Annotated in this window: 6 protein-coding genes, 2 pseudogenes and 1 riboswitch; of the genes and pseudogenes, 2 read left to right on the forward strand and 6 right to left on the reverse strand. The window is 69.4% G+C overall.

Annotation, left to right across the window (positions count from 1 at the left end):
* Nucleotides 1-445 precede the first annotated feature (445 nt).
* From PLJ28_RS13805 to PLJ28_RS13815, 3 genes and pseudogenes are all read right to left on the reverse strand, one after another.
* Nucleotides 446-1,860, reverse strand: a pseudogene (locus PLJ28_RS13805) (FAD-binding oxidoreductase).
* 213 nt (nt 1,861-2,073) lie between these two features.
* On the reverse strand, nt 2,074-3,402 hold the full coding sequence (locus tag PLJ28_RS13810) for an MFS transporter (protein WP_183529571.1): 1,329 nt from the start codon (nt 3,400-3,402) through the stop codon (nt 2,074-2,076).
* Nucleotides 3,403-3,428: 26 nt separating this feature from the next.
* Entirely contained in the window at nt 3,429-4,481 is a 1,053-nt protein-coding gene (locus PLJ28_RS13815; RefSeq protein WP_183529569.1) for an MBL fold metallo-hydrolase, read from the reverse strand.
* A 109-nt stretch (nt 4,482-4,590) separates the two neighbouring features.
* Between PLJ28_RS13815 and PLJ28_RS13820 the strand changes: the two genes are divergently transcribed.
* A complete protein-coding gene (locus PLJ28_RS13820) occupies nt 4,591-5,493 on the forward strand; it encodes a LysR family transcriptional regulator (RefSeq protein WP_324590251.1) in 903 nt (300 codons plus the stop codon).
* Between the two features lie 73 nt (nt 5,494-5,566).
* A pseudogene (locus PLJ28_RS13825) lies at nt 5,567-5,911 on the forward strand (DUF3237 family protein).
* A gap of 89 nt (nt 5,912-6,000) precedes the next feature.
* Here the strand turns inward: PLJ28_RS13825 and PLJ28_RS13830 are convergent.
* From PLJ28_RS13830 to PLJ28_RS13840, 3 genes are all read right to left on the reverse strand, one after another.
* Nucleotides 6,001-6,885, reverse strand: a complete 885-nt coding sequence (locus PLJ28_RS13830; RefSeq protein ID WP_183529565.1) for an ABC transporter permease — start codon at nt 6,883-6,885, stop codon at nt 6,001-6,003.
* A complete protein-coding gene (locus tag PLJ28_RS13835; RefSeq protein WP_298044458.1) occupies nt 6,882-7,898 on the reverse strand; it encodes an aliphatic sulfonate ABC transporter substrate-binding protein in 1,017 nt (338 codons plus the stop codon). The genes PLJ28_RS13830 and PLJ28_RS13835 overlap by 4 nt, the downstream gene beginning before the upstream one ends.
* 145 nt (nt 7,899-8,043) lie before the next feature.
* Nucleotides 8,044-8,898: an ABC transporter ATP-binding protein gene (locus tag PLJ28_RS13840; RefSeq protein ID WP_502876452.1), complete on the reverse strand. Its 855-nt coding sequence runs from the start codon at nt 8,896-8,898 to the stop codon at nt 8,044-8,046.
* A gap of 9 nt (nt 8,899-8,907) precedes the next feature.
* Nucleotides 8,908-9,002: riboswitch (SAM riboswitch) on the reverse strand.
* Between the last annotated feature and the right edge of the window lie 17 nt (nt 9,003-9,019).

Below are 9,019 nucleotides of genomic sequence, written 5' to 3' on the forward strand. Positions count from 1 at the left end.
CACCCTGCAACGCGCGCAGCACTTCATCGACACGGAGGCCACCCGCCCGGGTTAGGGCGTGTCTCCTCATGTCTCTCGTCTGAGACTGAAGCGCTGGGCACATGACCCCGCGCCGCACATGTCAACGCAACCAGCCACCCACGAGGAGACACGCCCTGGTCGTGACCCTCCGCGTTCCGGGAATCGAGTTCTAATCAGAGGCCCGCACTCTTCAAGTCGGGTATTGGCACGACGGGCCCCTCGGCCGAGCCCTGGCGGGCGAGTGGGGCAATCAGTGGATCCTGGCAGCTACGTGTACGCCGCCAACGGCCTGGCGGTCATCTCTACAGCACCCTCACTGCAGGCTGACTGGAACGCCAACTGGGGCTTCAGATAACGTCGCAGCCACTCCCCGAAGCTCAGGCTGACCGGTGCCTGCTTCCCCGGGATGTCGGAGTGATGCCGGTCAGATGGCTCGCCCGGGGTTCAGGATGCCATGAGGATCGAAGAAGGCTTTCAGCTCGTGCTGCAGGGCCAGGGTGTCCGGGTCGAACTGCTGGGTGAGCATCCCAGTCTTGAGCGAACCGATGCCGTGCTCCCCAGAGATCACGCCGCCCATCTCCAAGGCGGCCTCGGTGATGAGGGTCAGCACGTGCTCGGCCGCGGCCACGTCCTCGGGGAATCGCTGGGGGCCAGCACGGCGGGGTGCATGTTGCCGTCGCCGGCATGGGCGCAGGTGTTTACCGAGTAACCGGTGTGGGCGGAGATGCTCTCGATGCGCCCGAACATCTGCGCCAATCGGCTGGGCGGAACGGCAACGTCGCAGGACAGGGCCAAACCCGCGGCGCTGAGCGCGGGGTTCACCATCCGTCGGGTCCGGAGCACATCGTCGCCGTCGCCCGCCTCGGCCAGAACGGCCCCGGCGGCCCGGCATGCTGAGACGATCTCCTCTGCCTGCCGGTGGGCATCGGTGCCCACGGTCTGGCCCACCAGCAGGGCTTGCCCATCGGTCGTGATGGTGGAGGGGAAGTGCCGCTGGACGATGTCGATGCAGTTCCGGTCCATCAGTTCCAGGATCTCCGGGGTCGTCGAGGAGGCCATGATCGCCGCGACCGCCTCTCCTGCGGCAGTCATGGTCGGGAAATGCGCCTGGAACGTGACCGGGGTGCCGGTGGGGCGGGGCTTGAGACGGGCGAGGACCTTGGTGACCACGCCGAGGGTCCCCTCGGAGCCGATGAACAACCCCGTCAGGTCATAGCCTGTGCTGTTCTTCCGGGTCCGGGAGCCGGTGTGGAGCAACCGGCCGTCGGGCAGGACGACCTCGAGCCCGGCGATGGCGTCGCGGGTGACACCGTGGGCCAGGCAGCGCAAGCCGCCTGCGTTGGTGGCCACCGTGCCACCGATGGTCGCGGTCTGGTAGCTGACGGGGTCCGGGGCGTACATCAGCCCGTGTTCGGCGGCCGCCTGGTCCAACTTCTCTACGACGACGCCCGGATCTGCCACGGCGATCCGATTGGCGGCATCGATCTCCAGCAGCCGGTTCAAGGTCCGCAGGGAGATGACCAGCCCCCCGGCGTAGGCCAGGGCGCCGCCGCTGACGCCAGTGCCGGCTCCGCGCACGGACACGGGCACCCGATGGGCATTTGCCCAGCGCAGTGCCGCCCGGACGTCTTCGGCCGAACGGGCTTGGACCACCGCCGCGGGCAGACCCACCGGTTCGGCCCGGGAGGCGTCCCGACTGTGCTCGGCCAGCACGGCAGGCTCAACGCTCACCGTGTCCCCGAGCTCCTGCATCAGTTCGTGGAGGGCCTGCGGTGAGGCCGCCTGCACATGGCCCCGAAGGCCGGTGTCTCCCTGATCTCGTTCATAGCTCGTGCGCATGGATGATCTCCTCGTGACCAATTGGCGCTCTACACCAGCGCCGGAATGTGAACTGACTCAGATACGAAACGTGGAAGCCGCCTCGAAGCACGGGACCCGTGTCCTACCGGGTGTGTCTGCTCGGACACCCTATGCGCCGCGTGGATCAAGGCACGGGTCGGTGGTCGCTCTCGGATACGCACTGGGAGCGACCACCGGTGAATATGATCCCGGTCAGGTGAGTGTGAGGCGGGATCCTTCTTTGGTGAGCAGGACGGCGATGAGTCCTGCGGCCAGGACGGCGATCCAGAAGCCGGCGACGAGGCCGGTGCCGCCGGCGACCATCAGGCCGGTGGCGATCATTGGGCTGAGCCCGGCGCCCAGCACGGAGGCACCCTGGTAGGACAGCGACGCCCCGGTGTAGCGGACGTGGGTGGGGAACTGCTCGGCGATGAAGGCGCCGATCGGTCCGTACAGCAGGCCCTGGATGACCCCGTTGCCCACGACGATAGCCACGGCGAAGCCCCAGATCGTTCCGTTGTTGAGCAACAGCATCAGCGGGTAGGCGGCAACGATCCCGGCGACGCCGCCGATGGCGAGCATCCGTCGGCGCCCGATGCGGTCACTCATGCGGGCGGCCCAGAAGGTCACCACGAGGGTGAGGACCGCCCCGGTGGCCTTCCAGTTCAACACCGCCTCGCGGTCGACGCCTTCGGAGGCGGCGATGGAGACGCCCCAGACGGTGAGCAGTCCCTGGCAGCAGTAGAAGCTCACGGCGGCCACGAGACTGAGCACGACGGCGCGCGGGTGGTTGCGCAACACCTCCATCAGCGGTAGGCGCCGCTTGTCCCCGGCCTCGGCCAGTTGGGCGAACATCGGCGTCTCGGTGACCTTCAGGCGGATGACCATGCCGACGGCGATCAGTGCGGCGGAGAGCAGGAAGGGGATGCGCCAACCCCATTCCAGGAAGGCGTCTCCCGTCAGGGCGGAGGTGGCGGAGACGACCAGGGTGGCGAGGATGCCGCCGGCCGGGCCGCCGCCGTTGGCGAAGGCGGTCGCGAAGCCGCGCCGGCGCTGCGGTGCATGCTCCATGGCCATCAGCGCGGCCCCTCCCCATTCTCCGCCGACGGCGACGCCCTGGACCAGACGCAGCAGCACCAGGATGATCGGGGCGGCGATGCCGATCTGTGCGGTCGTGGGTAGCACGCCCATGAGCATGGTGGCCCCGCCCATCATCAGCATGGACAGCACCAGCATCTTCTTCCTGCCGATCCGGTCGCCGTAGTGGCCGAAGACGATGCCGCCCAGGGGGCGGGCGAAGTAACCCGCCGCGAGTGTGGCGAAAGAGGCGAACAGCGCGAAACTCGGCCCGAGGTCGGCGAAGAACACGTGGTTGAACACCAGGGACGCTGCCGTGGCGTAGAGGATGAAGTCGTAGTACTCGATGGCGCTGCCGATGAAGCTCGAGGACAGGATGCGACGCATGTCCTTGGTGTTCATCGATTCCTGCACCTGCGGGGCCTCCGGCGGCAGGTCGGACTGGATGGTGGGTGTGTTGTGCATGATGGTTCCTCGCTGGCGTTTGAGGGTCAGAGGGCGAGACGGTCGAGGGCGGGCTGCAGTTCGATCACGTCGAGGTCATCGGGGACGTGGAAGATCCCCTCGAAGTGCTGTCCGGCCTCACGCCACACCGAGTCCGGCGCGGTACCGGGGACGAGGTGGTGCAACGCCAGCTGGCGTGCCCCGGCCTGCTGGGCCACGCGTGCGGCGTCCGAGACGGAGGTGTGGGACTTGTAGTGGTGGTCGCGGGCCGCGCGCGAACCCGCGTCGGTCTTGCCGGCGTAGGTTGCCTCCACGAAGCCGGTGAAGTCTATGGCCTCGTGCAGCAGCAGGTCCGTGTCGCGGGCCAGGCGGACCATGTTCGGCGTGTAGGCCGTGTCGCCCGAGAAGGTCACCGACCCCTCTGCGGTGTCGAAGCGCAGTCCGAAGGCCGGGGCGACCGGGGGGTGTTCGACGAGGATCGCGGTGACGGTGACTAGGTCGTCGCGGTAGATCTCGAATGGCTCCATCCCCGGGGTGGGGTTGTCGTTGGGGTGGTAACCGATACCGGCCGGGATCTCGATGTCCCGGGCGTCGAACAAATCCAGGGGCGAGGGCCGCAGGGAGTCGATGATGCGGTCATTGAGGTCAGTCGCATGGGCGCGCATCAGCGTCTGGAACATCTCGCGGGTGCCGGGGGTGGGGCAGTCCGGGGCCAGCGGAACCGGCGGCACCGTGGCCCGCGGAGAGGCCGGGGGGAGTACCCCGCGGTTGCCCGGCCCGATGATCCGCACGGGGTCGTGTTCGCGGCCAATCAGCTCGAACAGGCCGAAGATGGCCAGGCTGGCCAGATCCACGGTGTGATCGGAGTGCAGGTGGGTGAGGAAGACCGCGCGCAGGTCGCTGATCTCCAGGCCGGCCTCGGACATCCGCCGCCCGACACCGTGACCGCAGTCGACCAGGTAGACCGCGTCGCCGACCACCACGGCCGTGGCGATACCGGTGCGTCGGCTCGCCTGCTCGGCGCGCCACCATCGCGGGCCACCGGCGGTTCCCAGGGTGACGATCCGCGGGCGAAGGCTGGGAGGGGCAGAGAGGCTCACGAGTGTTCTCCAGAAGTTTGATGGTGGATAACCGGGGTACCCACTAGTGTGATCCGGGTTACAGGATGTGAATAGTCAATAGATCAGATGCCATTGATTAGGAGAACTGATGCCTGAAGTCACACTGCGGCAGATGCGGTACTTCGTGGCCATCGTCGACCTGGGTTCAGTCACGGCGGCCGCGGCCGCCTGCCATGTCTCCCAGGGGGCCGCGTCTATGGCCGTGGCGGATCTGGAAAAGGCCGTCGGGGTCACCCTGTTGGTGCGCAGCCGTTCCAGAAAAGTGGCCCCCACTGCGGCAGGGGTGGAGTTCGCCGCCCACGCACGAACCGTCCTGGAACAGGTCGAGGAGGCCCAGGAAGCCGTGCGCGACCAGGGCGGCGCCATCCGGGGCCTGTTGCGGGTGGGGGTGAGCCTGACCATGTCGCCGCGTGTGGTGCCCCCGCTGATCGAGCACTTCACCACGGAACATCCCCTCGTGGAGCTGAGCTTCGTCGAAGGCGCGCCGGACGCGCTGCAGGAACAGTTGCGGGCTGGCCGCCTGGACCTGGCCCTGCTCTACTCCTGGCAGACGGACCCGGACCTGGAACAAATCCAGATCGCCTCGGTACGTCTGCATGTGATGTTGCCGGCGGGCCATCGCCTCGCGGACCAGGACTCGGTGTGGCTGCGTGACATTGTGGACGAGCCGGCCGTGTTGCTGGACGTCCCACCCACCGCAGAACGGATGATCACCACCGTGGAATCGGCAGGACTGGCCATCCAAGTGGGATGGCGCAGCGCGAACATGGACACCATCCGCACCATTGTGGGCCGAGGCCTGGGGTATTCCTTCGCCAACAGCATCCCCGCCACCGGTGCCACCTTCGACGGACACAAGGTCGTCTACAAGCCGGTCGCCGACAAGACCCCCGCCAACGCCATCATGGCCGTGGTGCCAGCCGGGCAGAAACTACCCCGGCGGGTCAAGGTCGCCATCAACGCCCTCAAGACCACCGAACCACAACGCTGAATGGACCATCACGACGACTCATCCGCCTCGAGACCCCGCCGCAACCGCGGCTGGGGCGCCGGCGCCATCACCCCTGAAGCACGTTCTCAGCACCGACGTGGACGTTGATCCGCCCATCGGCATCAGAAGGACCGTGGACGGTGTGCGCCGCGTCGTCCCCATCCGGGGCGGACGCGCCCACGGTCCCCATATCACCGGCAGCGTGCTCAATGCGGGAGCCGATTTCCAGTAGTACCCCACCGGCGACCCTGAAGACCTGCGGAGGTTGGTGGCCGGAGAAGCCGTCGGTCCGGCCGGCATCTACTTCCGCTGTGTACCCCGGCTGACCGCCGAGGGGGACGGCCCGTACGGATGGATGAACCGCACCTTGTTCACCAGGGGTTCTTCAGGGAAACGGGATGCACGGGGGGCATCCTAGGGCCCGCGGGCGAACGCCAGGTGACCGGTTGAGGGACCAGCCCGGTGACCAGTCAGGCGGGCCGGTGACCCCGGACGCCCCGGGCCGGCCTAGGACCAGCGCCGCACCGCCCACTTCTCCACCAGGCCCAGGACGGCGTCCGTGACCTTGCCGATCACGGCCAGCAGCACGATCGCCAGGATCAGCCGGTCGGTGCGCCCGTTGTTCTGCGAGTCGGTGAGCAGGAAGCCCAGGCCCATGGAGGAGGCGATGAGCTCGGCGGCCACCAGGAACAGCCATGCCTGGGCCAGGGCCAGGCGCAGTCCCGAGAACACCGAGGGGATCACGGCCGGCAGCTGGACGGTGCGCAGCAGGCGCAGGCCGTGATAGCCGAAGGCCCGGCCGGCCTCCACCAGGTGCGGGTCCACGTGCTTCAGTGCCGAGTAGACGTTCGTGAAGATGGGGAAGAACGCCCCGATCGCGATGAGCGTGATCTTCGAGTCCTCGCCGATCCCCATCCACAGGATCAGCAGCGGCACCCACGCCAGGGACGGCACGGCGCGGATGGCCCCGGTGAGCGGGGAGAACAGGGCATCCGCCCACCGGGACAGTCCCAGCACGGAACCGACGAGCAGGCCCAGCACGCCGCCGATCGCGAAGCCGATCAGCACCCGCTGCACGGAGATGGCGATGTGGTGCCACAGGGGGCCGTCCGCCGCCAGCTGGACGCCCGCCTGCACCACGGAGGCCGGCGAGGGCAGCTGCACCGGGGAGAACAGTCCGGCCTCGGTCACCGCCCACCACAACGCCACGAGCAGTACCGGCACCAGGAGGCCGACGGCGGCGCGGCCGGCCGCGGTGCCCAGGGCTCCGCGGGCGCGCGGCGTCCCGGGGCCGGAACCGGCCGGTGCCGCACGCCGGTTCCGTTCGCCCGCGGCCAGGTCCGCCGGGGCCGAGGCCGGGGTGACGGTGTTCGGGGACGCGGGGGTACTCACTGCGTGGCCTTCTCGGCGTAGGAGGGCTCGAGCAGCTCGGCCAGCGCGGCGTCCACGTTCTCCTGGCTGGCGACGTCACCGGTCTCCACCAGGATGGGGCCGACCCTCTCGAGCACGTCGAGCTGGGCCTGCCCGGGGACCGGGTCCACGTCCAGGTTGGAGCGCTCCTGGATGACGGTGGTGGCCACGTCCTCCTCGAGGCCGGCGACCTCGGCGAGGATCGCGGCGGTCTCCTCGGGGTTCTCCAGCGCCCAGGCGCGCGCCTTCTCGTAGACGTCCAGCACGGCCTGGGCCAGCTCGGGGGACTTCTCGAGGAAGGACTCGGTGGCGTTGAGGAAGCCGTACGTGTTGAAGTCCACGTTGCGGTAGAACAGCTCGGCGCCCTCGGCCTCGGCACCGGCCATGATCGGGTCCAGTCCGGACCAGGCGTCCACGGAGCCGTTGGCCAGGGCGGAGTTGCCGTCGGCGTGCTGCAGGTTCTGGACGGTGACCTCGGAGGGGTCCACTCCGGCCTCCTCGAGGGCCTGGATGAGGAAGAAGTACGGGTCCGTGCCCTTGGTGGCGGCCACGTTCTTGCCCACCAGGTCGGTGACCTCCGTGATGCCCGAGTCGGCGGTGGTGACCAGGGCCGCCCACTCCGGCTGGGAGTAGAGGCCGATCGTCTTGATCTCGGTGCCGTTGGCGCGGGCCAGCAGGGCCGCGGAGCCGGCGGTGGAGCCGACGTCGACGGCCTCCGCGCGCAGCGCCTCATTGGCCTTGTTGGACCCCGCGGACTGGACCCAGTTGACGGTGACGCCCTCGTCGGAGAGCTCCTCCTCCAGCCAGCCCTTCTCCTTGATGACCAGGGAGAGCGGGTTGTAGGTGGCGAAGTCGATGTCCAGGGTCTTGGCACCGCCAGCCGGGGCACCGGCCTCGGCGGCGTCACCGCCCGAACCCTCCCCGGCCACGCACCCGGTGAGGGCGAGGGCGGAGACGGCGAGGACCGCGGCGGAGAGCGTGAGTCGGGAGCGCATGGTGGTGCCTTTCAGGACAGGGGATCGCACGGGGGCGGGGAGGGTGGAACAAGAGGGGCGGAAGGGTCGAGCAGGGGGCGGTCCGGGGACAGTGGGCGCCGGTCAGAGTCGGCGGGGCGGTGCCGCCGGTGCGGCACCGGAGCGGTCAGTGCCGGTGGGCGTCGACGCCGAGGCCGTCGAGCAGCTCCGAGCGCAGCGCGGCCAGCTCGGCTGAGCTGCGGGGGCGCGGACGCGTCCCGGGCACGGTGAGGACCTTGCGGGCGGTGGCCCCGGCAGCGGCGCCGGGATCCTTGCCGAGCAGCAGGATGCGGTCGGCCAGCTGCAGTGCCTCGTCCACGTCGTGGGTGACCAGCAGGATGGTGGTGGCCGTGCGGGCGTGGATGTCCAGGAGCAGGTCCTGCATCTTCAGCCGGGTCAGCGCGTCGAGGGCGCCGAACGGTTCGTCCAGCAGCAGGACGCCGGGGCGCCGGGCCAGTGCCCGGGCCAGCGAGGTCCGCTGGGCCATGCCGCCGGAGACCTCGCGGGGCCGGTGATCGGCGTGGGCGCCCAGCCCGACGAGATCGAGCAGCTCGTCCACGCGCTTCCGGCCCTCGCTGCGGCCCGTGCCGTGCGGCAGGCCCAGGGCCACGTTCTGGTGCAGGGTGCGCCAGGGCATCAGGCGCGGTTCCTGGAAGCCGACGGCGGTGCGTGGGTCATGGGCGGTGACCGGCTCGCCGCCGATGAGGATGTCCCCGGAGTTGCCGGTGTCCAGTCCGCCGGCGGCCCGCAGCAGGGTGGACTTGCCGCAACCGGAGGCGCCGAGGATGGCCAGCACCTCGCCGGGTTCCACGGTCAGGGTGATGTCCCGCAACACGGCCCGGGGGCCCTCGGCGGTGGGGAACGCGCGGCCGACGCCGCGGAACTCCACCGCAAGGCTCTCCGGTGCGTCCGGGGCGGTGGCGGCGCCCCGGGCCCGCGCGGGGGCGCGGCCGGCAGGGCTCAGTTCGGCAAGGGCAGTCATGGTGATCACTCTCCATCGCTTCTGGCATGAGCACCCTTGCCCGGTGAAGCGGAGGGTTGCTGCGGCGTCACGGAGCCAGATCTCTCGGCCGCTCTGGATGGTTGCGCGTCCAGTCAATCAG

Origin of the sequence: Citricoccus sp. (assembly GCF_035445025.1) — a bacterium.
Classification (GTDB): domain Bacteria; phylum Actinomycetota; class Actinomycetes; order Actinomycetales; family Micrococcaceae; genus Citricoccus.